Annotated in this window: 18 protein-coding genes; 4 read left to right on the top strand and 14 right to left on the bottom strand. The window is 70.4% G+C overall.

Going from position 1 to position 24,425, the window contains the following annotated elements:
- Nucleotides 1-132: 132 nt before the first annotated feature.
- From AC1P0E_RS24910 to AC1P0E_RS24895, 4 genes are all read right to left on the bottom strand, one after another.
- A complete protein-coding gene (locus tag AC1P0E_RS24910; protein ID WP_482744341.1) occupies nucleotides 133-2,073 on the bottom strand; it encodes an acyl-CoA dehydrogenase family protein in 1,941 nt (646 codons plus the stop codon).
- A 206-nt stretch (nucleotides 2,074-2,279) separates the two neighbouring features.
- Nucleotides 2,280-3,725: an aldehyde dehydrogenase family protein gene (locus AC1P0E_RS24905; protein WP_482744340.1), complete on the bottom strand. Its 1,446-nt coding sequence runs from the start codon at nucleotides 3,723-3,725 to the stop codon at nucleotides 2,280-2,282.
- A gap of 585 nt (nucleotides 3,726-4,310) precedes the next feature.
- The gene (locus AC1P0E_RS24900) at nucleotides 4,311-5,939 is read right to left on the bottom strand and encodes a PucR family transcriptional regulator (RefSeq protein ID WP_482744339.1); all 1,629 of its coding nucleotides are present in this window, start codon (nucleotides 5,937-5,939) and stop codon (nucleotides 4,311-4,313) included.
- A gap of 121 nt (nucleotides 5,940-6,060) precedes the next feature.
- Complete coding sequence (locus AC1P0E_RS24895) at nucleotides 6,061-8,166, bottom strand: type IV secretory system conjugative DNA transfer family protein (protein ID WP_482744338.1); 2,106 nt, start codon at nucleotides 8,164-8,166, stop codon at nucleotides 6,061-6,063.
- A gap of 427 nt (nucleotides 8,167-8,593) precedes the next feature.
- Here AC1P0E_RS24895 and gabT point away from each other — a divergent pair, with 427 nt between their 5' ends.
- Both gabT and AC1P0E_RS24885 read left to right on the top strand, forming a co-directional pair.
- The gene (gabT, locus tag AC1P0E_RS24890) at nucleotides 8,594-9,928 is read left to right on the top strand and encodes a 4-aminobutyrate--2-oxoglutarate transaminase (RefSeq protein WP_482744337.1); all 1,335 of its coding nucleotides are present in this window, start codon (nucleotides 8,594-8,596) and stop codon (nucleotides 9,926-9,928) included.
- Between the two features lie 94 nt (nucleotides 9,929-10,022).
- The gene (locus tag AC1P0E_RS24885; protein WP_482744336.1) at nucleotides 10,023-10,874 is read left to right on the top strand and encodes a phosphatase PAP2 family protein; all 852 of its coding nucleotides are present in this window, start codon (nucleotides 10,023-10,025) and stop codon (nucleotides 10,872-10,874) included.
- Here AC1P0E_RS24885 and AC1P0E_RS24880 read toward each other — a convergent pair.
- The 8 genes from AC1P0E_RS24880 to AC1P0E_RS24845 form a co-directional block, all read right to left on the bottom strand.
- On the bottom strand, nucleotides 10,786-11,259 hold the full coding sequence (locus tag AC1P0E_RS24880) for a hypothetical protein (protein WP_482744335.1): 474 nt from the start codon (nucleotides 11,257-11,259) through the stop codon (nucleotides 10,786-10,788). The genes AC1P0E_RS24885 and AC1P0E_RS24880 overlap by 89 nt on opposite strands.
- A 108-nt stretch (nucleotides 11,260-11,367) precedes the next feature.
- Nucleotides 11,368-12,786 carry an NAD(P)/FAD-dependent oxidoreductase gene (locus AC1P0E_RS24875; protein WP_482744334.1) on the bottom strand — a complete coding sequence of 473 codons (1,419 nt, stop codon included), beginning with the start codon at nucleotides 12,784-12,786 and terminating at the stop codon, nucleotides 11,368-11,370.
- 21 nt (nucleotides 12,787-12,807) lie between these two features.
- On the bottom strand, nucleotides 12,808-13,614 hold the full coding sequence (locus tag AC1P0E_RS24870; RefSeq protein ID WP_482744333.1) for an ABC transporter permease: 807 nt from the start codon (nucleotides 13,612-13,614) through the stop codon (nucleotides 12,808-12,810).
- Nucleotides 13,614-14,546, bottom strand: a complete 933-nt coding sequence (locus tag AC1P0E_RS24865; protein WP_482744332.1) for an ABC transporter permease — start codon at nucleotides 14,544-14,546, stop codon at nucleotides 13,614-13,616. The genes AC1P0E_RS24870 and AC1P0E_RS24865 overlap by 1 nt, the downstream gene beginning before the upstream one ends.
- A complete protein-coding gene (locus AC1P0E_RS24860) occupies nucleotides 14,543-15,694 on the bottom strand; it encodes an ABC transporter ATP-binding protein (protein WP_482744331.1) in 1,152 nt (383 codons plus the stop codon). The genes AC1P0E_RS24865 and AC1P0E_RS24860 overlap by 4 nt, the downstream gene beginning before the upstream one ends.
- Nucleotides 15,695-15,747: 53 nt before the next feature.
- Nucleotides 15,748-16,995, bottom strand: a complete 1,248-nt coding sequence (locus tag AC1P0E_RS24855) for an ABC transporter substrate-binding protein (protein ID WP_482744330.1) — start codon at nucleotides 16,993-16,995, stop codon at nucleotides 15,748-15,750.
- 50 nt (nucleotides 16,996-17,045) lie between these two features.
- Nucleotides 17,046-18,560 carry a gamma-aminobutyraldehyde dehydrogenase gene (locus AC1P0E_RS24850; protein WP_482744329.1) on the bottom strand — a complete coding sequence of 505 codons (1,515 nt, stop codon included), beginning with the start codon at nucleotides 18,558-18,560 and terminating at the stop codon, nucleotides 17,046-17,048.
- Nucleotides 18,561-18,960: 400 nt separating this feature from the next.
- Nucleotides 18,961-19,686: a DUF4190 domain-containing protein gene (locus tag AC1P0E_RS24845; RefSeq protein ID WP_482744328.1), complete on the bottom strand. Its 726-nt coding sequence runs from the start codon at nucleotides 19,684-19,686 to the stop codon at nucleotides 18,961-18,963.
- Nucleotides 19,687-19,795: 109 nt separating this feature from the next.
- On the opposite strand from AC1P0E_RS24845, the gene AC1P0E_RS24840 reads away from it, so the two are divergent.
- Complete coding sequence (locus AC1P0E_RS24840) at nucleotides 19,796-20,821, top strand: adenosine deaminase (RefSeq protein WP_482744327.1); 1,026 nt, start codon at nucleotides 19,796-19,798, stop codon at nucleotides 20,819-20,821.
- A gap of 22 nt (nucleotides 20,822-20,843) precedes the next feature.
- Complete coding sequence (locus AC1P0E_RS24835; RefSeq protein ID WP_482744326.1) at nucleotides 20,844-21,536, top strand: glycerophosphodiester phosphodiesterase; 693 nt, start codon at nucleotides 20,844-20,846, stop codon at nucleotides 21,534-21,536.
- A gap of 46 nt (nucleotides 21,537-21,582) precedes the next feature.
- Here the strand turns inward: AC1P0E_RS24835 and AC1P0E_RS24830 are convergent, their stop codons facing one another.
- Together AC1P0E_RS24830 and AC1P0E_RS24825 are read right to left on the bottom strand one after the other, a co-directional pair.
- Entirely contained in the window at nucleotides 21,583-22,773 is a 1,191-nt protein-coding gene (locus AC1P0E_RS24830; protein WP_482744325.1) for a polyamine ABC transporter substrate-binding protein, read from the bottom strand.
- A 95-nt stretch (nucleotides 22,774-22,868) separates the two neighbouring features.
- Complete coding sequence (locus AC1P0E_RS24825; protein WP_482744324.1) at nucleotides 22,869-24,308, bottom strand: gamma-aminobutyraldehyde dehydrogenase; 1,440 nt, start codon at nucleotides 24,306-24,308, stop codon at nucleotides 22,869-22,871.
- Nucleotides 24,309-24,425 lie beyond the last annotated feature (117 nt).

The following is a 24,425-nucleotide window of genomic DNA, read 5'->3' as shown; positions in this document are numbered from 1 at the left end:
GGACGGCCCCGCACCGCCGGCCGCAGGAAGGCGTCGTCGCGCGCTCCCCGTTCACCGAGGTCGGGTGGCGAGCACCGCTCGGCGGGGGCGGTCGACCTGCTGGTCGCCGCCACCGCCGAGCTTCCCGGTTCCTCAGCGGATCGGGCGGTGGACGTTCTCCCGTTGCGAGGGGCCGGGGGCCGCCTCGGCGATCCAGGGGCCCTCGCCGCTCGGATCGACGACGCCCTGCTCCAGCCAGGTGTACGTACCGGACAGAACGCCCTTGACGACCTTGTTGTCGAGGTCGTCGGTGTTGGTCCACAGCCGGTTGAAGAGCTCTTCCGTCCGGATGCGGGACTGGCGGCAGAAGACGTCGGCCAGTTGGTACGCCTCGCGGCCGTGGTCCGACGTCGTACGCAGGAGTTCGGCGCGTACGCACGCCGCGCTCATCGCGAACAGCTCCGCGCCGATGTCGACGATCCGGCCGAGAAAGCCCTGCTTCGTCTCCATGCGGCCCTGCCAGCGCGACATCGCGTAGAAGGTGGAGCGGGCGAGCTTGCGTGCCGTGCGTTCGGCGTAGCGGAGGTGGACCGAGAGGTCCGGGTGCCCGGCCGGGTGGAACTCGGCGTACGAACGCGGGAGCTGGCCCGGTCCCGTCACCAGCTTCGGCAGCCACTTGGCGTAGAAGCCGGCCGCGTTCGCGCCCGCCTTGGCCTTCGCCGACAGCGGCTTGTCGGGGTCGATGATGTCGCCCGCCACCTTCAGGTGGGCGTCGACCGCCTCGCGCGCGATGAGCAGGTGCATGATCTCGGTCGAGCCCTCGAAGATCCGGTTGATGCGCAGGTCGCGCAGGATCTGCTCCGCGGGGACGGCCCGCTCGCCGCGCGCCGCCAGGGAATCCGCCGTCTCGAACCCGCGGCCGCCTCGGATCTGGACCAGCTCGTCGGCCATCAGGCAGGCCATTTCGCTGCCGTACAGCTTGGCGAGGGCCGCCTCGATGCGGATGTCGTTACGGTCCTCGTCGGCCATCTGCGAGGACAGGTCGAGGACCGCTTCGAGCGCGAAGGTCGTCGCGGCGATGAAGGAGATCTTCGAGCCCACCGCCTCGTGGAAGGCGACCGGCTTGCCCCACTGCTCGCGCACCGACGACCACTCGCGGGCGATCTTCAGGCACCACTTGCCCGCGCCCACGCACATCGCGGGCAGCGACAGACGGCCGGTGTTGAGCGTGGTGAGGGCGATCTTGAGGCCGGCGCCCTCGGGGCCGATGCGGTTCGCGGCGGGGACCCGTACCTGGTGGAAGCGGGTGACGCCGTTCTCCAGGCCGCGCAGGCCCATGAAGGCGTTGCGGTTCTCGACGGTGATGCCCGGGGCGTCCGCCTCCACCACGAAGGCGGTGATGCCGCCCTTGTGCCCCTCGGACTTCGGAACGCGGGCCATCACCACCAGCAGGTCGGCGACCACCCCGTTCGTCGTCCAGAGCTTCACGCCGTCCATGACGTACGAGTCGCCGTCCGGCACAGCCGTCGTCGCGAGCCGGGCCGGGTCGGAGCCCACGTCGGGCTCGGTGAGGAGGAAGGCGGAGATGTCGGTACGGGCGAGGCGCGGCAGGAAGGTGTCCTTCTGCTCCTGCGTGCCGAAAAGTTTGAGCGGCTGCGGTACGCCGATCGACTGATGCGCCGACAGGAGCGCGCCGATCGCCGGGTTCGCCGAGCCGACGAGCGCCAGGGCCTTGTTGTAGTACACCTGGGTGAGACCGAGGCCGCCGTACTTGATGTCGATCTTCATGCCGAGCGCGCCGAGCTCCTTGAGCCCGTTGATCACCTCGTCGGGGATCTTCGCCTCGCGCTCGATCCGCGCGCCGTCGATCTTCGTCTCGCAGAAGTCCCGGAGCTTGGCGAGAAACGCCTCTCCGCGCGCCGCGTCCTCGGGCGGCGGCATCGGATGCGGATGGATCAGATCCATCCGCAGGCGGCCGAGGAAGAGTTCCTTCGCGAAACTCGGCTTTCGCCAGTCCTGTTCGCGCGCCGCCTCGGCGACCTGGCGCGCTTCGCGCTCGGAGACCTTGGGCTGCTGGGTCGGTTGTGCGGACATGAGGAGCTCACCTCGCCGCGAGTCGTGGCCCGGCCGGTCGCATTACCGCCCGGTTTTACTCGTCCGTATCTACCCGATTCCCAGCATGCTCACCACCCCTGGCGCACCGATCGTCGTCGCAGGACTTCGCGGCACAAGGAAACGGCCGGAGCCCCCGCACAGTGGGCTCCGGCCGTTGGCTCAGATGTCGTACGAGGTCATAGGACTCAGAGGGCGAGGCCCGTGAGAACCATGACCCGCTCGTACGTGTAGTCGTCCATCGCGTACCGCACACCCTCGCGGCCGACGCCGGACTGCTTGACGCCGCCGTACGGCATCTGGTCCGCGCGGTACGACGGGACGTCGCCGACGACCACGCCGCCGACCTCCAGCTCGCGGTGGGCGCGGAAGGCCGTCTGCAGGTCGTGCGTGAACACGCCCGCCTGGAGGCCGTACTTGGAGTCGTTGACCGCGGCGAACGCCTCGGCCTCGCCCTCCACCCTGCGCACCGTCAGGACCGGGCCGAAGACCTCCTCGCAGGAGATCGTGGTGTCGGCCGGTACGTCGGCGAGCACAGTCGGGGCGTACGACGCACCGTCGCGCTTGCCGCCGGTGAGCAGCGCCGCGCCCGCCTTGACGGCTTCCTCGACCCACGCCTCGACGCGCTTGGCGGCGTCCTCGTTGACCAGCGGGCCGACGTCGGTGCCGGCGTCGTTCGGGTCGCCGGTGACCTGGGCCTCGACGGCCGCGACGATCTTCGGCACGAGGCGCTCGTACACGGACGCGTCGGCGATCACGCGCTGCACGGAGATGCAGGACTGGCCGGCCTGGTAGTTGGAGAAGGTCGCGATACGGGTCGCGGCCCAGTCCAGGTCCTCGTCGGACGCCCAGTCGGCGAGGACGACGGCCGCGCCGTTGCCGCCGAGCTCCAGGGTGCAGTGCTTGCGCGGCACCGAGTCCATGATCGCGTAACCGACCTTCTCGGACCCGGTGAAGGAGATGACGGGCAGACGCTCGTCCTGCACCAGCGCGGGCATCTTGTCGTTCGCGACCGGCAGCACGGACCACGAACCGGCCGGGAGGTCGGTCTCGGCGAGCAGCTCACCCAGGATCAGGCCGGACAGCGGCGTGGCGGGCGCCGGCTTCAGGATGATCGGGGTGCCGACGGCGATGGCCGGGGCGACCTTGTGGGCGCACAGGTTCAGCGGGAAGTTGAACGGCGCGATGCCCAGGACGGTGCCGCGGGGGAAGCGGCGCGTCAGGGCGAGGCGGCCGGTGCCGCCGGCGTCGGTGTCGAGGCGCTGGGCCTCCCCGCCGTTGAAACGGCGGGCTTCCTCGGCGGCGAACCGGAACACGGAAACGGCGCGGCCGACTTCGCCGCGGGCCCACTTGATCGGCTTGCCGTTCTCGGCGGAGATCAGCTGCGCGATCTCCTCCGTCCGCTCCACGAGACGCTTGCTGACGTGGTCGAGGGCGGCGGCCCGGACGTGCGCGGGGGTGGCCGCGAACTCGGCCTCCACGGCGTACGCGGCCGCGACGGCCTCTTCGACCTGCGCGTCGGTGGGGATGCTCACCGTGCCGACGAGCCGGCCGTCCCAGGGGGACGTGACGTCGAACGCGTCCTCGCCGGTGGCCTGGCGGCCGGCGAGCCAGAAGGCGTGGGTGGAAGTCATATCGTTTCCGGCCCTTCCGAGGGAGTGGGTGCTGATGTCCACCACGGTAGGGGGCCGGACGCCGGAGGTCGTTTGTCCGGGGTGGAGTGCTGGACGACGCGGAGACGCCGCTTTGGACGACGACACACGTTTACGCCTTCCGGCGGGGAGTGCGGGGGCGGAGGTTGTGGGCGGGGCGGGGGCCGGGCCGCAGGGGCTGGGGTGCGGTTCAGGGACCGGGGCCGCGGCCACGGGGGCTGGCCGGGGGGCTGGCCGGGGGGCCACGCGCGGGTGTGCCTGCGGCGCTTTCCCCTACCCGCCCCTTCCCGAAACTGGGGGCAAGCCCCCAGACCCCCCGGACGCCCTACGGGCGTGTCCTCAAACGCCGGACAGGCTGGATTTTCCCGCGCGCGGCTGGATTTTACGGCGCGCGGCTGGAGGGTTGCAACGACGGCGGGAGGGGGGCGGGGCCGTAGGGAGCGGTGTTCGGGACGTAGAGCGTGATTTGTGGGCCGTAGCGCCGTGAAGGTCGATGCCGCCGCGTGGCACCTAAATCATGCAGTCCCGAATGCCGCTCCCGTAGGTCCCGACCCCCGGCACCACCACTCAGCCCGAGCCCGTGCCCGACCCCGCCGTCGCCTTCAGCGCCAGCCACAGCTCCATCCGTACGTCCGCGTCGTCCAGCGACCGGCCCAGGATCTCCTCGACCCTCCGCATCCGGTACCGCAGCGTGTGCCGGTGAACGCCCAGGTCCGCCGCCGCCGCGTCCCACTGCCCGTGGCGCGAGAGCCACGCCCGCAGGGACGCGATCAGGTCGCCCCGGCCCTTCGCGTCGTGCTCGTGCAGTGCCCGCAGCGTCCCGTCAGCGAAAGATCGCACCGCGTCGTCCGCCAGCAGCTGCATCACCGACCCCGCCGCCAGCTCCTCGTGCTCCACCAGCGCCCGCCCCCGCCGCCGCGCCACCGAAAGCGCCTGTTCCGCCTGCTTGTACGCCCCGACCGCCGCGATCGGCCCGGCCGGCGCCGAAAGACCGACCACCAGCTCGTCTTCGTCCGCCGGCTCGTGCGGCCGCGCCGAATCGCCGCGCCGCGCCTCCGTATGCGCGAGGCACGCCTCCACCGCGTCGCCCCCGTCCGCCGCCAGCACCACCAGCCGGTCGCCGTCCGGCACCACCAGCACCGGCTCGCCCGCCCGCATCGCCGCCGACTCCATCGCTTCGGCCAGCGCGTGCAAAGGGTCCGACCCCGCCGGCGCGCCCTCCGCCTCCCCGGCCGTCGGCTCGGCGATGAGGAGGCGGAAGGGAGCGTCCAGCAGCGCCCCGTACAGATCGCCCGCCACCGCCCGCGCGTGGTCCGGTTCCCCCGCCAGCAGCATCCGCAGCACCGCCGCGCCCAGCCGCTGCTCGGCCGCCTGCAAAGAGCGCGACCGCTCCGTGGTCAGAGTCAGGAGCGCGATGGCCGAATGCACCGCGTACCGCTCCGCCGTCCCCAGCGGAGCCCCCGTCCCGACCGCCAGTACGCCCCGCACGCGCCGGCCCGCGCCCAGCGACTGCAGCTCGACCCGGTCGTCCGCCTCCGCGTCGCTGTCCGCCCCGCCGCCGCCCACGACGGAACTCGCCGGCGCCGGCCGCTCCCGCAGCCGTTCGACGTCGGCGGTGAGCCGGGCCGCCCGGCGCGCGGCCCAGTCCGGCGCGGCGGCCACGACCGCGCCGGAGACGTCGTACAGAGCCGCCCACCCGTTGATGTGCGAGGCGAGGCGGGCCAGCAGGTCCCCCGGCCCGTCGCCCGACAGCGCCGCCTTCGTCAGTTCACGCTGCGCTTCGAAACCGGCGGTCACCGCGCGGTACTGGTCGGCGGCATTCGCGGCGGAGACGGCCTTGCTGATGGCGATGAAGGGCGTACGGCGCGGCACTTCCAGCAGCGGCAGGCCCTCCTCCGCCGCGGCGTCCACGAGGGCCTGCGGGATGTCGTCGTAATGGACGCCGACGGCGAAGCCGAGCCCCACGACCCCCGCCCCGGCCAGCCGCCGCACGTACCGGCGCATGACTTCCGGATCCTCCGCCTCAAGCTTCACGGCGGTGACGAGCAGCAGCTCGCCGCCCTCCATGTACGGGACGGGATCGGGGAGCTCACTGACGTGGGCCCAGCGCACCGGCCTGTCCAGCCGGTCCTCCCCCGCGCGCACGGTGAGCTTGAGCGCCGAGTGGTGGACGAGCGAGGCGAGAGTGGGCGGCATGGACGGCATGACCTTAGGACGGAGGATTTTTTGGAGGACTTCTCGGAGGTTTTTTCGCCGTCACGTATGAACGGCTCCTACCGATTGTGCCAGGACGTACGGGTCCCGCGCGCCGCGCCACTCAGCTCCGCAGATCCACAAGCAGCGGCGGAGCGTGCTCCCCGCGCACCGTCGTCAACGACAGCACCGCGTGCCCCGCGGGCACCGAATGTGCCAGATCCGACGCGGACCACCGCTCGCGCTCGACCTTCCGTACCGTAATCGCGTCGGTCGTCACGGCCTTGCCGGTCACGATCCGCCGGAAGACGTGAAAAGCCCGGGTGAGCGGCTGGTCGGCGAAGACCGTCCGGCTCGTCACATCACGCGTCTCGACCCACTCGGTGCCCCACGCCTCCGCGAACCGCTTCCCGTCCCACGTCGTGACACCGGAGAAGGCCATCCGGCACCCGACCGCACCCAGCAGCGCCGAGTGGAGGTTCTCCGGTACGTCGTCGAGCGACCGCAGCGTGATCACGGCGCCGGCGTTCGCCGAACGCAGCCTCTGGACGCCCCGCACGGTCTCCGCGGTGATCGCGCGCGTCGCGTCGTCCAGCACCAGGCAGGCGAAGAGAGATCGGTCCGCGCGGTGCGCCGCGCTCGCCGTGAACTGGGCGAGGACGAGCCGCGCGAGCATCCGCGACGCCTCGGCGTGACCGCGCTCGGGCAGGTCGATCCGGACCCGCAGCGGGTGCTCCAGTGAGCGGAGCGAGAAGGGCCGGCCCTGCCCGCTCGTGTCGAAGAAGGACGCGAAGGCGGGCCGGTCGAGCAGCGCGACCCGGTCGGCGAGTGCGATGCCGGGGTCACCCGGCGCCCCCGACTGCCGCGCGCGGGCGTCGAGTTCGCGCTGGAGGGCGTACTGCGAGCCGTCGTCGAGCGCCTCGCGCAGCGCGGCGAGCGCGGCCGGTACGCCGTCGAGGAGTTCGCGCAGTTCGGGTACGGAGGGGAAGCGTCCGAAGGCGGCGCGGTACGGGCCGAGGAGCTGGGCGAGGGCGGTGGCGGCGCGCCGGCTGTCGACGTCGGGGAGGTCACCGACGAAGCCCTCGGCGAGTACGGCGGCGGCCTCGTCGGGGTCGGTGGTGCCGCCGTACAGGTCCAGGTCGTACACGGAGGCGGGGTCGCCGAGCTTGATGACGACGTCGTACGCCTCGTCGGGGCCGAGCTGCGTCCCGGCCGCCGCGACTGCGACGACGGCGGCCTGGCCCGCGAGCGCCTGGAGGGCGAGCGACTCGACGACGGGCCGCACGAGGTCGCGGGTCTTGCCGGTGCCGGGCGGGCCGACGGCGACGAGGGAGGTGCCGAGCAGCTCCGGGTCGAGGGCGAGGCCGGTACCGCGTCGGCCGTACGGATTGCGCTCGCCGGGGTGGACGGTGCCGAGCCTGACCTGGCGGGCGCACAGGTCGTGCGCGGCGGCGCGTACGGGCAGGTCGCGTGCGCCGGAGGGGTGGGTGCAGGCGGCGGCGCCGTTGCGCAGGACGGTGTCCGTGAAGGCGCTCAGGCGGGAGGGGTCGGCCCGGACGGACTGCCAGGCGCGGCGGATGCGGGCGTAGTCGACGTCGTTCATACGCCCGGACCTGGCCTCCTCCGCGAGCCGGGCGGCGGCCTCGGCCTGGCCGGCGCCGCGCAGCTCGGGCCACTCGGCGGGGTCGGCGGCGGAGCCGGGTTCGGTGCGGGGATCGGGCACGGGGCGGGCGGCGGCGGGCCTGGGGAGGAGGTAGCGGCGTACGACCTCGGCCCAGCGGCCCATGCGGCCGAAGGCGACGGCGAGGAGGAGGGCGAAGAGGCCGTAGTAGAAGTACGAGACCCAGACGTAGGCCATGTTGCCGCCGTCCTCGCGCCACGATTCGGGGGTGAACCAGAACAGTGGCCACAGCCAGAAGCTGATGTAGCCGTTCCAGCAGAGCGACCAGATGAGCAGCGCGGTGAGGAGCGAGATCAGAGCCCCGCTGACGAGCTGGCGTCCGGGGATGACCTCGGGTTCCTCGGCGGGGCGCGGGACATGGCCGTACGACCAGACGCCGGGGCCGCCTTCGGCGTCGCGGGGGGTGCGAAGCCATTCGGTGAGGGTCGGGCCGGTGGCGGGGGCGTGCGTGGGGGCGGGGGGCAGCGACGGCGGCGGCCCGGCCGGGCGCGGTACGGGGTTGGCTCGGGTGGCGCGTGCGTCGGGTGTGCCGGTGCCTTCGGTATCCATGTGTGCTGCCCTGCCCCTCGTCCCCTGACCAGCTCAGTGCGTGCGCTGCGCACAGGGCCTCAATCTAGTGCCCGGGGCAGGGCAGTTGTCCGTCCCGCGCCTGGGCGAGGGCGATGTCGCCTGCGGCGCTGTTCCCCACCCAGCCCCTTCCCGGCTGTGACATTTGCGGCTCCGCCGCGTGAGGGGCAAGCCCCCAGACCCGGACGGGCTGGATATCGCCGCGCAGGGCTGAAGGGTTTCCGCGACGGGGCTGGAGGGGGGCCGCGAAGCCCCGCAGGGCGACCGGCGCCCCCGAACGCCGCCGCCGCTATGTCCGCCACGGACAAGGACACGCCCGCACTTCTCCCGAACGGAACATGCCGCCCCCCACCACCCACCCCTAGCCTGCGAAGTAAAGAAGCGTCCGGAATACCCCCAGGAGCCCCCCATGACCGCAATCCCGCAGGAGCGCCGCGTCGTCACCGCGATTCCCGGCCCGAAGTCGGCAGAGCTGCAGGCCCGGCGCACCGCCACGGTCGCCGGTGGCGTGGGCTCCGTGCTGCCCGTCTTCACCGCGCGCGCGGACGGCGGCATCATCGAGGACGTCGACGGCAACCGCCTGATCGACTTCGGCTCCGGCATCGCCGTGACCTCCGTCGGCGCCTCCGCCGAGGCGGTCGTGCGGCGGGCGAGCGCCCAGCTGCAGAACTTCACGCACACCTGTTTCATGGTCACGCCGTACGAGGGTTACGTCGAGGTCTGTGAGGCGCTCGCCGAGCTGACCCCCGGCGACCACGCCAAGAAGTCCGCGCTGTTCAACTCCGGCGCCGAGGCCGTCGAGAACGCCGTCAAGATCGCCCGTGCGTACACCAAGCGCCAGGCCGTCGTCGTCTTCGACCACGGCTACCACGGCCGTACGAACCTCACGATGGCGCTGACGAGCAAGAACATGCCGTACAAGAACGGCTTCGGCCCGTTCGCCCCCGAGGTCTACCGCGTCCCGGTCGCCTACGGCTACCGCTGGCCCACCGGCGCCGAGAACTGCGGCCCCGAGGCCGCCGCCCAGGCCATCGACCAGATCACGAAGCAGGTCGGCGCCGACAACGTCGCCGCGATCATCATCGAGCCGGTGCTCGGCGAGGGCGGCTTCATCGAGCCGGCCAAGGGCTTCCTGCCCGCGATCGTGAAGTTCGCCAACGACAACGGCATCGTCTTCGTCGCCGACGAGATCCAGTCCGGCTTCTGCCGCACCGGCCAGTGGTTCGCGTGCGAGGACGAGGGCATCGTCCCCGACCTGATCACGACCGCCAAGGGCATCGCGGGCGGTCTGCCGCTCGCCGCCGTGACCGGCCGCGCCGAGATCATGGACGCCCCGCACGGCGGCGGCCTCGGCGGCACGTACGGCGGAAACCCGGTCGCCTGCGCCGGTGCGCTCGGCTCCATCGAGACGATGAAGGAGCTGGACCTCAACGCGAAGGCGAAGCGGATTGAAGAGGTCATGAAGGGCCGCCTGGCCACCATGGCCGAGAAGTTCGACATCATCGGTGACATCCGTGGCCGCGGCGCCATGATCGCCATCGAGCTCGTGACGGACCGCGACGCCAAGGAGCCGAACGCGGCCGCCGCCGGTGCCCTCGCCAAGGCCTGCCACGCCGAGGGTCTGCTGGTCCTGACCTGCGGCACCTACGGCAACGTGCTCCGCTTCCTGCCGCCGATCGTCATCGGCGAGGACCTGCTCAACGAGGGTCTGGACATCATCGAGGCGGCCTTCGCCGGCGTCTGACCGGGGTGCGAGCTGTGAAGAAACGGTGGGGGGGCAATGGCGGGATGGAGTTCCGCCTGTCGGTCCCCCACCACCTGCCGTACGGTTTCTGCAGATGAGAGAAACACCCCGCTCGCAGGGGACTGCGGGCGGTTCCAGGTCGAGGCACCCCCTGCCCCGCCCTGGTCGTGCCTTCGCGCACATGACTGGAGCCTCGAGCTCCGGAACTCCTCACCGATCGGATCGCCGCCCGCCCCACACCCCCCGGGGCGCGCGGCAGCCCGGTCCAGGCGGCTGCCTCGGAACTACCCCCCCTGTTCCGGGGCAGCCGGCTTTCCTCTCCCGGCTCGTCGCCCTCTTCGCCCTCTCCGGGCTCCTCTTCGCGCTGATCACCTGGCAGGTCGCCGCCGCCGGTCCCCTGCGCCGCGCCGACGAGCGCCTCGGCCGCGCCGTCGTAGGCCACGGCCCCACCCGCCTCACGGAATTCCTCGCCGATCTCGGCAACCTGGCGGTCGCGCTCCCCGTGCTGGGCGCCGCCGTCGCGTACACCCTGTGGCGCGGCGGCCGCGGCGCTCTCCCCCACGCCTCGGCCGCTGTGCTCGCCATGGCGGCGGTGCCCGCCCTGGTCGTCCCGCTCAAGTCCTGGATCGCCCGTACGGGCCCGCTCACCCAGGACACCGGCTACTACCCGTCGGGGCATACGGCGACAGCGGTCGTCGCCTACTGCGGCGCGGCCCTGCTCCTCCAGGCGTACGTACGCCGGCACCGCTGGTGGCCGCCGGTCCTCGCCGTCGTACTGACACTCGGCACCGGCGCCGGCCTCGTCCTGCGCGGCTACCACTGGCCGCTGGACGTCGTCGGCAGCTGGTGCCTGTGCGTCATGCTTCTTCTGACCGGCCGTCGCCTCGCCGCGCGATACTCGCCGCCGCCTCGTGCATCGCGAGCTCCAGCACCGCCGGATCGGTGAGCGTGCCCGTACCGTCCGGCAGGACCACCCAGCGCACTCCGCCCGCCGTCCGGCCGGGATAGGGGACGACGATCCAGGTGCCACGCCCCGCGCCGCGTACGCCCGTACCGAGCCAGCGGCCGACCGTGCCCGGTGGCACGAAGAAGCCCATGCGGGAGTCGCCGAAGTCGGCGAGTACGGGGCCCGGGCGGTCGATGAGACGGGCCAGGATGTCGAGAGTGGGGTAGCCGAGCTCCCCCGGCAGGATCAGGACGTCCCAGCGCCTGCCGGCGGGAAGGAGAGCGATCCCCAGCGGGTTGCGCTCCCATTCCCACCGGCAGGCGTCGGGGTCGGGTGCTACCGAGACGAGCCATTCCACCGCGGTCTTGTCCCCCGAGCCAGTCATGATGTCCGGCCTCCATTCGTGTGCGCAGTCAGTGCGTTCACGAATGGAGAGGGGCCCGGGACCGGACTATGACGCGGGTTCGGTCACCTCGTTGATGTGAACCGGCTCTCAGCTGTCGAAGCCGAGGCCCAGCTTGTCCATCGCTTTCAGCCACAGATTGCGGTGTCCGCCGTTGTCGTCAGACCGGGCGAGCGACCACTTGGTGATGCCGATGCCCGCCCAGGCGAAAGGTTCCGGCGGGAAGGGCAGCGGCTTGCTGCGCACCATCTCCAGCTCCGTACGCTCGGTCCGCTCGCCCGCGAGGAGGTCGAGCATGACGTCCGCGCCGAAGCGCGTGGAGCCGACACCGAGCCCGGTGTACCCGGCGGCGTACGCGACCTTCCCCGCATGAGCCGTGCCGAAGAAGGCGGAGAAGCGCGAGCACGTGTCGATCGCGCCGCCCCACGCATGGCTGAAGTTCACGCCCTCCAGCTGCGGGAAGCAGCGGAAGAAGTGCTCGGCGAGCTTGAGGTACGTCTCCGGGCGGTGGTCCATGGCGGCGTCCAGCTTGCCGCCGAAGGGGTAGATGGCGTCGTAACCGCCCCACAGGACGCGGTTGTCGGCGCTCAGCCTGAAGTAGTGGAACTGGTTGGCGCTGTCGCCCAGTCCCTGGCGGTTCTTCCAGCCGATCGAGGCGAGCTGCTCGTCGGTGAGCGGCTCGGTCATCAGCGCGTAGTCGTAGACCGGCACGGTGTACGGCCGGACGCGCTTGACCAGCGACGGGAAGATGTTGGTGCCGAGCGCGACCCGGCGGGCGAAGACCCGGCCGTACGGCGTGCGCACCGCCATCCCCTCGCCGGCCGAGGCCAGGTCCAGGCCCCTGGTGTGCTCGTAGATCCGTACGCCCAGACCGAGGCACGCCTGCTTCAGGCCCCAGGCCAGCTTGGCCGGGTGCAGCATGGCCACCCCGCGCCGGTCGTACAGCCCGCCGATGAAGGTGGGCGAATCGACCTCGGCGCGTACCGCGTCCTGGTCGAGGAGTTCGAGATGCTCGGTGAAGCCGAGCTTCTGCGCCTCCTCGTACATCTCCCGCAGCTCTTCGAGCTGGTGCGGCTCGGTGGCGACGTCGATCTCGCCGGTGCGCTCGAAGTCGCAGTCGATGCCGTACGCCGCCACCGCCGCCTCGATCGCGTCGAGGTTGCGCTCGCCGAGCTCCTCCAGCTTGGCCAGCTCGCCGGGCCAGCGGGAGATGCCGTTGCTCAGGCCGTGGGTGAGGGAGGCGGCGCAGAAGCCGCCGTTGCGGCCCGAGGCGGCCCAGCCCACCTCGTGGCCCTCGATCAGTACGACGTCCCGCCCGGGGTCGCGCTCCTTGGCGAGGAGCGCGGTCCACAGTCCGCTGTATCCGCCGCCGATGACGAGCAGATCGCATCGCTCGTCGCCGGTGAGGGCGGGCTGTGGTGCGGGCTTTGCCGGATCGTCCAGCCAGAACGACACCGGCTTCGCGCCGGAAAGGGATTGTGCTGCACTACGCATGGCAACTGGGGCCATGGTTTCCAACTCCTTCAGGACTTACTGGGGCTGTGCGCTTTTCTTTCGCCGGCTCGCGAGAAACTGACCGCCGAGAACCATCAGTACAGCGATGACGAACATAGCCGTACCAATGACGTTGATCTGTACGGGCGTGCCGCGCTGCGCCGATCCCCATACGAACATGGGGAAGGTGACGGTCGAGCCCGCATTGAAATTGGTGATGATGAAATCGTCGAAGGAAAGCGCGAAGGCGAGCAGTGCTCCCGCCGCGATTCCGGGCGCCGCGATCGGCAGGGTCACCCGTACGAACGTCTGCACGGGGCCGGCGTAGAGATCGCGCGCCGCCTCTTCGAGGCGCGGGTCCATCGACATCACGCGCGCCTTGACCGCCGTCACCACGAAGCTGAGGCAGAACATGATGTGCGCGATGAGGACGGTCCAGAAGCCCAGCTGGGCGCCCATGTTGAGGAAGAGCGTCAGCAGCGAGGCGGCCATGACGACCTCGGGCATGGCCATCGGCAGGAAGATCAGCGAGTTGATCGCGCCGCGCGCCCGGAAGCGGTAGCGGACCAGCGCGAAGGCGATCATCGTGCCGAGTACGGTGGCGCCGACCGTCGCCCAGGCGGCGATCTGGAGCGAGAGGGAGAGCGAGCCGCACAGGTCGGCGACGCCGCAGGGGTCCTTCCACGCGTCCAGCGAGAATTCCTGCCAGGCGTAGTTGAAACGCCCCTTCGGATTGTTGAAGGAGAACACCATGACGACGATGTTCGGCAGGATCATGTAGGCGAGCGTCAGCAGCCCGGCGATGACGACGAGATTGCGCCGTATCCAGCGAATCACAAACATCAGACCAGATCCTCCGTCCCGGACTTGCGGATGTACACGGTGACCATGGCCAGCACGATCGCCATCAGGATGAAGGAAAGCGCGGCCGCCGTCGGATAGTCGAGCACGCGCAGGAATTGCGACTGGATGACGCTGCCGACCATTTTCGTGTCGGTCGATCCGAGCAGTTCCGCGTTGACGTAGTCACCGCTCGCCGGAATGAACGTGAGCAGCGTGCCGGAGACGACACCCGGCATGGAGAGCGGGAAGGTCACCTTGCGGAAGGTGGTCGCCGGGGTGGCGTACAGGTCGCCGGCCGCCTCGTGCAGCCTGCCGTCGATGCGCTCCAGCGAGGTGTAGAGCGGCAGGATCATGAAGGGCAGGAAGTTGTACGTCAGACCGCAGACCACCGCCATCGGCGTGGCCAGCACGCGGCTGCCCTCGGTCCAGCCGAGCAGGCTGGTGATGTCCAGGACGTGCAGGGTGTTCAGCACGTCCACCACCGGACCGCCGTCCGCGAGGATCGTCTTCCACGCGAGCGTACGGATCAGGAAGCTGGTGAAGAACGGCGCGATGACCAGCACCAGGACCAGATTGCGCCAGCGGCCCGCCTTGAAGGCGATCATGTACGCGAGCGGGTAGCCCAGCAGCAGACACAGCAGGGTGGCGGTGCCGGCGTACAGCAGCGACCGTACGAACTGGGGGGCGTAGTCCGTCAGCGCGTCCCAGTACGTCTGGAAGTGCCAGGTGACCTCGAAGCCCTGTTCCAGCGAGCCGGTCTGCACGGAGGTCGACGCCTGGTAGACCATCGGCAGCGCGAAGAAGACGATCAGCCACAGGATGCCGGGAAGCAGCAGCCAGTACGGTACGAGCCGCTTGCGGGTGGCGGGCTTGCGCGGGGCGGGGGGCTCCACCGGTGAGGGCGCCAGGGGCGGCGCGTCGGTCACGCTCACGCGCTCTCCTCCACTGTCTCCACGCCGGCGTCGATGTCCTGATCGGCGTCCAGAGCGAAGGTGTGCGCGGGGTTCCAGTGCATGACGACCTCGGCGCCCGGGACCAGCCGCGCGTCGCGCTCGATGTTCTGGACGTACACCTCGAAGTCGGAACAGGCCGGGCTGTCGACGATGAACTGCGTCGACACACCGATGAAGCTGGACGCGACGATCCGGCCGGTGATCTTGTTGCGGCCGTCCGCGACCGTGCCCGCGTCGTCGGCGTGCGTGACCGAGACCTTCTCCGGGCGGACGCCGACGAGGAGCTTGCCGCCGCTGCGGGGCTGCGACGCGCACCGGCCGCCGGGCAGGCGCAGCTTGGCGCCGCCGCAGGTGACCACGGTGTCGTCGCCAGTGGTCTCGACGACCTCGGCCTCGATGAGGTTCGACGTACCGAGGAAGTTGGCGACGAACGTCGTCTTCGGGTTCTCGTAGAGGTCGGCGGGGGCGCCGAGCTGCTCGACCCGGCCGCCGTTCATCACCGCGACCTGGTCGGCCATGGTCATGGCCTCCTCCTGGTCGTGGGTGACGTGCACGAAGGTGATGCCGACCTCGGTCTGGATGCGCTTGAGCTCCAGCTGCATCTGACGGCGCAGTTTGAGGTCGAGCGCGCCGAGCGGCTCGTCGAGGAGCAGCACCTGCGGGTGGTTGATGAGCGCGCGGGCGACGGCGACGCGCTGCTGCTGGCCGCCGGAGAGCTGGTGGGGCTTGCGGGCGGCGAAGGAGCCGAGCTGGACGAGGTCCAGCATGTCGTCGACCTGCTTCTTCACCGACTTGATGCCGCGCCGGCGCAGTCCGAAGGCGATGTTCTCGGAGACGTTGAGGTGCGGGAAGAGCGCGTAGCTCTGGAAGACGGTGTTGACCGGCCGCTTGTACGGCTGGAGGTCCGTGACGTCCTTGTCGCCCAGGAAGACCGTGCCGGTGGTCGGGTCCTCCAGACCGGCGATCATCCGCAGGGTGGTGGTCTTGCCGCAGCCGGACGCGCCGAGCAGGGCGAAGAAGGAGCCCTGCGGAATGGTGAGGTCGAGCGGGTGTACGGCCGTGAAGGAGCCGTAGGTCTTGCTGATCCCGGAGAGGCGGACGTCGCCGCCTTCTGTCTTCTGCGTCATGGGGTGTGGTCCCAGGGTGTTGAGAGGGGGCGGGAGCGGGGGCGGGCAGCGGCTCAGGCGCCGATGAGCTTGGCGAACTTCTCCTCGTACGCCGACTCTTCCTTGCTGCTGAGCGAGCGGAAGGCGTGGGACTTGGCGGCCATCGCCTTGTCGGGAAGGATCAGCGTGTTGGAGGCCATCGACTCGTCGATCTTCGCCAGTTCCTCGCGCACGCCGTCGACCGGGCAGACGTAGTTGATGTACGCGGCGAGTTCGGCGGCGACCGGCGGCTCGTAGTAGTAGTCGATGAGCTTCTCGGCGTTGGTCTTGTGCCGCGCCTTGGCCGGGACCAGCAGGTTGTCGCTGGAGGTGATGTAACCGGCCTCCGGGATCACGTACTTGATGTCCGGGTTGTCGGCCTGGAGCTGGATGACGTCACCGGCCCAGGCGAGGCAGGCGGCGAGGTCGCCCTTGCTCAGGTCCGAGGTGTAGTCGTTGCCCGTGAAACGGCGGATCTGCTTCTTGTCGACGGCCTTCTGGATGCGGGCGACGGTCGCGTCGAAGTCGTCGTCGGTGAACTTCCCCGGGTCCTTGCCCATGTCGAGGAGGGTCATCCCGATGGAGTCGCGCATCTCGGAGAGGAAGCCGACCTTGCCCTTGAGCGCGGGGTCCTCCAGCAGCTGAGTGACGTTCTCGATCTTCTTCCCGCCGGTCGCCTTCACGTTGTAGGCGATGACCGTGGAGATGCCGGTCCAGGGGTACGAGTAGGCGCGGCCCGGGTCCCAGTCGGGAGAGCGGAACTGGGAGGAGAGGTTGGCGTACGCGTGGGGCAGGTTCGACGGGTCGAGCTTCTGCGCCCAGCCGAGCCTGATGAGCCGGGCGGCCAGCCAGTCGGTGACGCAGACCAGGTCGCGACCGGTGTCCTGACCGGCCGCGAGCTGCGGCTTGATCTTGCCGAAGAACTCGACGTTGTCGTTGATGTCCTCGGTGTACTTGACCGTGATCCCGGTGCGCCTGGTGAACGCCTCCAGGGTGGGCCGGCCCTTCTCGTCCTCGCTGACGTCCATGTACTCGGTCCAGTTGGAGAAAGCGATCCGCTTCTCCTTGGCCGAGTGGTCGTCGGACGCCGGGGCGCCGCCTTCCCGCTTGGCGGGCGGGATGCCGCAGGCGCTGAGGGCGCCCAGGCCGCCGACCGCGAGCGCGCCCATGCCTGAGGCGCGCAGCAGCGAACGGCGGGTGAGGGCGCCCCGGCCGCTCGTCGCGCTGCGTCGCATTGCGGCCACTTGGGCCGCGGACAGGCTGTCAGGCTCGTACTGCTCCATGCGCTGGTGCCCTTCCGGGTGGGTATGGCCGCTGGTCGCGCGGCGTATCTCTATCGGTCCCCGAAGATCGTGCGGTGCCAGTCCTTGCGGGCGACCGCGGTGTTGTCGTACATCACATGCTTCACCTGCGTGTACTCCTCGAAGGAGTACGCCGACATGTCCTTGCCGAAGCCGCTGGCCTTGTAGCCGCCGTGCGGCATCTCGCTGATGATCGGAATGTGGTCGTTGACCCATACGCAGCCCGCCTTGATCTCGCGGGTGGCGCGGTTCGCGCGGAACACGTCACGGGTCCAGGCGGAGGCGGCGAGCCCGTACGGCGTGTCGTTCGCGAGCGCGATCCCCTCGTCGTCGCTGTCGAAGGGCAGCACGACCAGAACCGGCCCGAAGATCTCGGCCTGGACGATCTCGCTGTCCTGGGGGGCGTCGGCGATGAGGGTGGGCCGGTAGTACGCGCCCTTGGCAAGGTCGCCTCCGGGCGCCTCGCCACCGGCCACGACACGGGCGTACGCACGGGCCCGCTCGACGAAACCGGCGACCCGGTCGCGCTGGGCGTGGCTGATGAGCGGGCCGAGGTCGGTGGACGGATCGAAGGGGTCACCGAGCCGCACGCTGTCCATCAGCTCGGCGACGCCCGCGACGAAGGCGTCGTAGAGCGGGCGCTGGACGTAGGCGCGGGTCGCGGCCGTGCAGTCCTGCCCGGTGTTGATGAGCGAGCCGGCGACCGCGCCGTTCACGGCGGCTTCGAGGTCCGCGTCGTCGAAGACCACGAAGGGGGCCTTGCCGCCGAGTTCGAGGTGGAGGCGCTTGACGGTGGAGGTGGCGATCTCGGCGACGCGCTTGCCGACGGCGGTCGACCCGGTGAAGGAGGTCATGACCACGTCCGGGTGCCCGACAAGGTGCTCACCGGCGTCCTTGCCGGCTCCCGTGACGATGTTGACGACACCGTCGGGGATGCCGGCCGCCTTCGCCGCCTGCGCGAACATGATCGACGTGAGGGGCGTGATCTCGGCGGGCTTCAGGACGATGGTGTTGCCCGCGGCGATCGCCGGGAGGACCTTCCAGGCCGCCATCTGGAGGGGATAGTTCCAGGGTGCGATGGACCCTACGACACCGATCGGCTCGCGCCGTACGTACGAGGTGTGGTCGCCGGAGTACTCGCCTGCGGCCTTGCCTTCGAGGTGCCGGGCCGCGCCCGCGAAGAAGGCGGTGTTGTCGACACTGCCGGGTACGTCGAACTCCGTGGACAGCTTGATCGGCTTGCCGCACTGGAGGGACTCGACGTACGCGAAGTCGTCGGCCTGTTCGGCGAGTACGGCAGCGAAGCGGTGCATCGCGTCGGAGCGCTCGCCGGGTGTGGTGGCGGCCCACCCGGGGAACGCGTCTCGCGCTGCGGCGACGGCGGCGTCGACGTCAGCGGTGGACGCCAGCTCGTACTCGAAGACCTTCTCGCCGGTCGCGGGGTCCACGACGGCGTGTCTCCGTCCCGAGGTACCCGCACGCAGCTGTCCGCCGATGTACTGCGCACCGTCCGCGAATCGGTCCTGCACCGGGAAGCGGTTGACCATGAGGCACTCCGTAGCTCCAGCTGGATTTGAGTGCCGATCCTGACAGAGCGGTTCACCACCAACAAGGGATTCCGTTGTTGCCTTTTGGTTACGCGACGGAATCGGTCGACCATGTGTCGAGGCGAGGCGCAAATACAGTACGGAGTGTCCGTGGCGCCCGCCGAAACCGCGTGGCATGACGGTGTTATCGGACGAAACCGCAGGTGGGGCGGGTGTGCCCGCGGCGCAGGCCCAGCCGCCAAGGCGGCCTGCCCCACCCGCCGCGGGGGGGGCGCCCTTCCACCCGCCAGGGGCTGGCCCGGCACGACGGCGTGCGGGCCGCCCCCGTACGGCGGAGCCGCGCGCGGTGTCACTGCGGGAAGGGGCGGGGGCGGGGAAGGAAAAGCGGGCCGGATCCGCCCTACCCGCGGACGGGTACCTCGACGATCAGCGACGAGTTCGCGTAGGGGTCGTACTCGGAGTCGAGGTCATTGTCCTTTTCCGACTGGACGATCGCCCAGACCATGAACGCGATGAACGCCGCGCTGAACACGAACCCGATGATGCCGAGGATGATCCCGGCCGTCGCCATGCCACTGTTCGTCGCCTCGCCGCGCTGAACCCGCTTGCGGCCGAGGATGCCGAAGATCAGCGCGAGGATGCCGAGGATGATGCCCAGCCCGTACGCGCAGAAGAACGTGACGGCGATGATGCCGAGCACCATCGCGGCGGTGCCGTAGCCATTCGCCGGCGCCGGCCCCAGCTGTCCGGTCCAGGCGGCCGGCCCGCCGTAACCGGGGTATCCGGGATAGCCGCCGGTGTTGTACGGGGCCTGGGGCTGCGGGTTCGCGTACGCCGGGTAGCCGTACTGGCCCGGTGCCGTCTGCGCCGGACCGCCCGGCGGCACCGGTGCGGCCGGAGGCGGCGGCACCGCGCCCTGCCCCGGGGCGCCGCCCGCGCCCGGACCGAAGCCCGGCGCCGGTTCGGCGGCCGGCATCGACGTGACCGTCTGCTGGTCGTGCACCGGAGGCCGGCCGCCCGCCGGCTTGTCCAGCGGCACCTTCTGCGCCGACTGCTCGGGCGGAGCCCACGGGTCGCTCGGCTGCTCGGGCGGCTGGCCCGAGGGGTGCTGTGCGTTGTCTGACATGTGCCTCCCCCATCGTGTTCCGTCATGCTACGGCCTGAGTTCCGGCCCGTACCGCCCGCCTACGATGATCCTTGAACCCGCTCCACCTGCCCGTACACCGGAGGATCCGATGACCGATCTGCACCCCTTCGTCGCGGGGTTGCCCAAGGCCGAACTGCATGTGCACCACGTCGGATCCGCCTCACCCCGCATCGTCGCCGAACTGGCCGCCCGCCACCCCGACTCGAAGGTCCCGACCGACCCCGAGGCGCTCGCGGACTACTTCACCTTCACCGACTTCGCGCACTTCGTCGACGTATATCTCTCCGTCGTGGACCTGATCCGCACCCCCGAGGACGTCCGGCTGCTGACCTTCGAGGTCGCCCGCGACATGGCCAGGCAGAACATCCGGTACGCCGAGCTGACCATCACGCCGTTCAGTTCGACCCGCCGCGGCATCGACGAGAAGGCCTTCATGGAGGCGATCGAGGACGCCCGCAAGGCGGCGGAGGCGGAGCTGGGCACCGTGCTGCGCTGGTGCTTCGACATTCCTGGCGAGGCCGGCCTGGAGGCGGCGGAGGAGACGGCCAGGCTGGCCGTGGACCTGCGCCCGGAGGGCCTGGTGTCGTTCGGGCTCGGCGGCCCCGAGATCGGCGTACCGCGCCCGCAGTTCAAGCCGTACTTCGACCGCGCGATCGCCGCCGGGCTGCACTCCGTGCCGCACGCGGGTGAGACGACCGGGCCCGAGACCGTCTGGGACGCGCTGAACGACCTGCGCGCCGAGCGCATCGGCCACGGCACCAGCGCGGTGCGGGACCCCCGGCTGCTGGCCCACCTCGCCGAGCACCGCATCCCGCTGGAGGTGTGCCCGACGTCCAACATCGCGACCCGCGCGGTGGCCACGCTGGACGAGCACCCGATCAGGGAGATGGTGGAAGCGGGTGTCCTGGTCACGATCAACAGCGACGACCCGCCGATGTTCGGCACCGACCTGAACAGCGAGTACGGCGTCGCCGCCCGCCTGCTGGGCCTCGACGAGCGCGGAGTCGCGGACCTCGCCAAGAACGCCGTGGAGGCGTCCTTCCTCGACCCGGCGGGCAAGGCGCGGATCGCCGCCGAGATCGACTCGTACACCGAGAACTGGCTCGCCCGGTAACGCGTCACCGGACAATGGGGCCATGCGCACCGTCACCGCCGTGGCCCACCGCGGCGACCCGTACCGGGTCCGTGAGAACACCCTCGCCTCGCTCCGCTCCGCCGTGGAGCGGGGCGCGGACGCCGTCGAGATCGACGTCCGGCTGACCCGCGACGGCGTACCCGTCCTGCTCCACGACGACTCGCTCAAGCGGCTCTGGGGTCACGAGCGGCTGATCGCACGCCTCACCGAGAAGGACCTGTACGAGCTCACCGGCGGCGGCATCCCCACCCTGCGCGAGGCACTGAGCGCCGTGGACGCCCACCGCGTCATGATCGACCTGCCGGGCGCCACAGCCGAGGCCGTACGCACCGTGGTCGGCGTCGTCCACGAGTGCGGGGCCGCCGAGCGCGCGTACTACTGCGGGGGCACCTCCGCCATGCTCGACGTACGCGCCACCGACCCCGGCGCCGAGATCGCCATGACCTGGACAACCCTCACCCCGCCCCGCGCGACGCTGCTCGACGCGATGAAGCCCCGCTGGCTCAACTACCGCTTCGGCCTGGTCAGCCGCGACCTGACGGACCGGGTGCACCGGGACGGCCTGCTGGTCTCCGCGTGGACCGCCGACACCGGGCGTACGATGCGCCGCCTCATCGGCCACGGCGTCGACTCGATCACCACGAACCGCGTCGGCGTACTGCACGCCCTACTCGCCAAGGAGCCCCGCTCGTAGGCCTGTTGAGCTTCCGGCGCGTTCCTGAAGCCGTCGGTGCGCCGAGCTACAGCCCGACGATCGAATTCCACTTCTTCGCGAAGCCGACGCGCTCCTGCGCCGTGATGTCCCGTGCGATCGCCAGCCGTTCGCGCATCGCGTCGTCGGGGAAGATCAGCGGGTCCTCGGCGAGTGCGGCGGTTTCCTCGTCCTTGGCGGAGGCCAGGATGTCGCGGGCCGCCGGCACCGGGCAGACGTAGTTGACCCAGGTGGCGAGTTCCGCCGCGACCGCGGGCTCGTAGTAGTAGTCGACGAGCTTCTCCGCGTTGCGCTTGTGGCGGGCGAGGTTGGGGATCATCAAGCTCTCCGCCCACAGCTCCGCCCCCTCCTGCGGCACCACGAACTCGATGTCGGGGTTGTCGGCCTTGAGCTGGATGACGTCGCCCGAGTACGCCTGGCAGGCCAGTACGTCGCCGCTCGCGAGGTCCTTGATGTAGTCGTTGCCGGTGAAACGCCTGATGTGCCTGCGCCGCACGAGCTTCTCCACCTGCTCGCACATCGCGTGGAAGTCGTCACCGGTCCACCGCGTGACATCGGCGCCGTTGCCCTGCATCAGCAGCGCGAAGCTCTCGTCGAGTCCGGAGAAGAGCGTCACCTTGCCGCGCAGGTCGTCTTCCCACAGCTGCGAGGTGGAGCGGATATCGTGGCCGACCTTCCTGCGGTTGTACGCGATGCCGGTGATCCCGGACTGCCAGGGCACGGCGTGCAGCCGGCCCTCGTCGAAGGCGGGCGTACGAAGCTGCGGGTCCAGGTACTTGGCGACGTTCGGCTGCTTCGCCCGGTCCATCTCCTGGACCCAGCCCAGGCGTACGAACCGGGCGGCCATCCAGTCACTGATGACGATCAGGTCGCGGCCGGTCTCCTGGTGGTTCATCAGCGCGGGGCTGATCTTCCCGAAGAACTCGTCGTTGTCGTTGATCTCCTCGGTGTAGCGGACGGCTATCCCGGTCCGCCCGGTGAAGGCGTTGAGCGTGGGCCGCTGCGACTCGTTCTCGTCGTCGGTGTCGATGTAGAGCGGCCAGTTGGCGAAGTGGAGGCTGTGGTCGCGCTCCGACCGGTCCTCGTCGGCGGCCCGCTCGCCCGGTTCGACGTACGCCGCCGGCACCCCGCACCCGGTGAGCGCGGCCAGCGCGCCCGCCGCCGGGAATCCGCGGAGCAGCGTACGACGCGAGACACGACCACGGCCAAGATCACTCATGGGCCCCACTCTCGTCCCGCGCACGAAGGGCGGGCAATAGACAGTGTGTCTATTGCCCGCCCTCGTGTAACAGCGTCCTGATCAGCCGGTTGTGATCAGCCCTCGATCGAGGTCATCACGTGCTTGATGCGCGTGTAGTCCTCGAAGCCGTACGCCGAGAGGTCCTTGCCGTAACCGGACTTCTTGAAGCCGCCGTGCGGCATCTCCGCGACCAGCGGAATGTGGGTGTTGATCCACACGCAGCCGAAGTCGAGGTTCTTGGACATGCGCATCGCCCGCGCGTGGTCCTTGGTCCACACCGAGGAGGCCAGCGCGTACTCGACGTCGTTGGCCCACTTGAGGGCCTGCGCCTCGTCCGTGAAGGACTGGACGGTGATGACGGGGCCGAAGACCTCGTTCTGGATGATCTCGTCGTCCTGCTTGAGGCCGGAGACGACGGTGGGGGCGTAGAAGTAGCCCTTGTCGCCGACCCGCTCGCCGCCCGCCTCGACCTTGGCGTGCGCCGGGAGGCGCTCGATGAAGCCGCTGACCTGCTTGAGCTGGTTGGCGTTGTTCAGCGGGCCGTAGAGCACGTCCTCGTCGTCCGGCTGCCCGGTCTTCGTGTCGGCGGCGGCCTTCGCCAGCGCGGTCACGAACTCGTCGTGGATCGACTCCTGTACGAGCACGCGCGTCGCGGCCGTACAGTCCTGGCCGGCGTTGAAGAAGCCCGCGACCGAGATGTCCTCGACGGCCTTGGCGATGTCGGTGTCGTCGAAGACGACGACCGGCGCCTTGCCGCCCAGCTCCAGGTGTACGCGCTTGACGTCCTTGGCGGCGGACTCGGCGACCTGCATGCCGGCCCGTACCGAACCGGTGATGGAGGCCATCGCCGGGGTCGGGTGCTCGACCATCGCGCGGCCGGTGTCACGGTCGCCGCAGACGACGTTGAAGACGCCCTTGGGGACGATGTTGCCGATGATCTCGGCCATCAGGACGGTCGACGCGGGCGTCGTGTCCGACGGCTTCAGCACGACGGTGTTGCCCGCGGCGAGCGCCGGGGCGAACTTCCAGACGGCCATCATCATCGGGTAGTTCCACGGCGCGACCTGCGCGCAGACGCCGACCGGCTCACGGCGGATGATGGAGGTCAGACCCTCCATGTACTCGCCGGCCGAGCGGCCTTCGAGCAGCCGGGCCGCACCCGCGAAGAAGCGGATCTGGTCGACCATGGGCGGGACTTCCTCGGTCCGCGTGAGGCCGAGCGGCTTGCCGGTGTTCTCGGACTCCGCCGCGATCAGCTCCTCGGCACGCTCCTCGAAGGCGTCCGCGATCTTGAGCAGCGCCTTCTGGCGCTCCGCGGGGGTGGTGTCGCGCCAGGCCGGGAAGGCCGCGGCGGCGGCCGCCATGGCGGCGTCGACGTCCTCCTGGCCGGAGAGCGGCGAGGTGGCGTACACGTCGCCTGTGGCCGGGTTGACCACGTCGATGGTCCGCCCGTCGGCGGCTTCGCGGAACTCTCCGTCGATGTAGTTGCGCAGGCGGCGCAGTTCGGTGGTCACAGCCACCCCTCCCTTGTCAGATGTCCGATTACTGAGATCCCCACCCTAGTCGCTCGGGTATCGCTTTCGACATACCCGCACGCCAGGAACTTCGGATTCAGTGAGATCCCGTGCCTC

The sequence above is a fragment of the Streptomyces sp. TRD_SC_5 genome, from assembly GCF_056836825.1.
This window is presented reverse-complemented; position numbering and strand designations above follow the sequence as displayed.

What these genes read in the sequence shown, in the direction of transcription:
- AC1P0E_RS24870 (WP_482744333.1), bottom strand. Translation starts at nt 13,614, where the DNA reads ATGTTTGTGATTCGCTGGATACGGCGCAATCTCGTCGTCATCGCCGGG.
- AC1P0E_RS24895 (WP_482744338.1), bottom strand. Translation starts at nt 8,166, where the DNA reads ATGGATACCGAAGGCACCGGCACACCCGACGCACGCGCCACCCGAGCC.
- AC1P0E_RS24860 (WP_482744331.1), bottom strand. Translation starts at nt 15,694, where the DNA reads ATGACGCAGAAGACAGAAGGCGGCGACGTCCGCCTCTCCGGGATCAGC.
- AC1P0E_RS24905 (WP_482744340.1), bottom strand. Translation starts at nt 3,725, where the DNA reads ATGACTTCCACCCACGCCTTCTGGCTCGCCGGCCGCCAGGCCACCGGC.
- AC1P0E_RS24900 (WP_482744339.1), bottom strand. Translation starts at nt 5,939, where the DNA reads ATGCCGCCCACTCTCGCCTCGCTCGTCCACCACTCGGCGCTCAAGCTC.
- AC1P0E_RS24885 (WP_482744336.1), top strand. Translation starts at nt 10,023, where the DNA reads ATGAGAGAAACACCCCGCTCGCAGGGGACTGCGGGCGGTTCCAGGTCG.
- AC1P0E_RS24845 (WP_482744328.1), bottom strand. Translation starts at nt 19,686, where the DNA reads ATGTCAGACAACGCACAGCACCCCTCGGGCCAGCCGCCCGAGCAGCCG.
- AC1P0E_RS24880 (WP_482744335.1), bottom strand. Translation starts at nt 11,259, where the DNA reads ATGACTGGCTCGGGGGACAAGACCGCGGTGGAATGGCTCGTCTCGGTA.
- AC1P0E_RS24835 (WP_482744326.1), top strand. Translation starts at nt 20,844, where the DNA reads ATGCGCACCGTCACCGCCGTGGCCCACCGCGGCGACCCGTACCGGGTC.
- AC1P0E_RS24850 (WP_482744329.1), bottom strand. Translation starts at nt 18,560, where the DNA reads ATGGTCAACCGCTTCCCGGTGCAGGACCGATTCGCGGACGGTGCGCAG.
- AC1P0E_RS24840 (WP_482744327.1), top strand. Translation starts at nt 19,796, where the DNA reads ATGACCGATCTGCACCCCTTCGTCGCGGGGTTGCCCAAGGCCGAACTG.
- AC1P0E_RS24855 (WP_482744330.1), bottom strand. Translation starts at nt 16,995, where the DNA reads ATGGAGCAGTACGAGCCTGACAGCCTGTCCGCGGCCCAAGTGGCCGCA.
- AC1P0E_RS24875 (WP_482744334.1), bottom strand. Translation starts at nt 12,786, where the DNA reads ATGGCCCCAGTTGCCATGCGTAGTGCAGCACAATCCCTTTCCGGCGCG.
- AC1P0E_RS24830 (WP_482744325.1), bottom strand. Translation starts at nt 22,773, where the DNA reads ATGAGTGATCTTGGCCGTGGTCGTGTCTCGCGTCGTACGCTGCTCCGC.
- gabT (WP_482744337.1), top strand. Translation starts at nt 8,594, where the DNA reads ATGACCGCAATCCCGCAGGAGCGCCGCGTCGTCACCGCGATTCCCGGC.
- AC1P0E_RS24910 (WP_482744341.1), bottom strand. Translation starts at nt 2,073, where the DNA reads ATGTCCGCACAACCGACCCAGCAGCCCAAGGTCTCCGAGCGCGAAGCG.